1 protein-coding gene is annotated in these 741 nt (G+C 66.9%); it reads right to left on the bottom strand.

The features are described 5' to 3' along the window. Positions 1 to 20 precede the first annotated feature (20 nt). Positions 21 to 741: IS5 family transposase (locus Ato02nite_RS50260; protein WP_213013845.1), on the bottom strand; the 721-nt coding region annotated here is incomplete at its 5' end.

The following is a 741-nucleotide window of genomic DNA, read 5'->3' as shown; positions in this document are numbered from 1 at the left end:
GTGAGTGTTTGAGAGTGGGATTAATCGGGCGTGGCGACGAGCTGGCGGCGGCGTTGCCGGGTGGCGGGCCGGCCGCGTTGCAGGCGGCGGATCATGGTGTTGATGGCGGCCCAGCGGATGAGTGCTTCGGAGACGGCGGGGTCGCGTTCGTAGTCGCGAGCCAGTCGGCGATGTGCGGTCAGCCAGGCCAGGCTGCGTTCCACGACCCACCGCTTCGGGTGCACCGCGAAGCCACGCTGCTCAGTGGGCTTTCGGACGATCTCGACCGTCGTCTTCAGGGTGCCGGCGGCCCAGTCGACCAACCGGCCGGCGAACCCCTGATCGGCGAACACGAACCGGATCGGCGTACCCAGGTAGGTGCTCAGCAGGGTCGTCTTCGCGCCGTCGCGGTCCTGCCAGGACGCGGCCATCACGCACACCACCATGAGCAGGCCGAGGGTATCGGTGACGATGAACCGCTTACGGCCGTTGATTTTCTTGCCGGCATCGTAACCGCGGGAGTCGCGGCCGACGGTGTCGGCGCCCTTGACCGACTGGGAGTCGATGATCCCCGCGGACGGCTCGGGTTCGCGGCCTTCAGCGATACGGACCTGCTCACGCAGCTCGTCCAGGATCCGCTCGGTGACCTGACGTTGTTCCCACTGCTGGAACTGCCAGTACACCGTCTGCCAGGGCGGGAAATCGACCGGCAGTTGCCGCCATGAACAACCGCTACGGACCACGTACAGGATCGCGTCGACG

The organism is Paractinoplanes toevensis (genome assembly GCF_018332695.1).
GTDB lineage: Bacteria > Actinomycetota > Actinomycetes > Mycobacteriales > Micromonosporaceae > Actinoplanes > Actinoplanes toevensis.
Note: the sequence above shows the minus strand (reverse complement) of the source record. Positions and strands in the feature narration are given on the sequence as shown.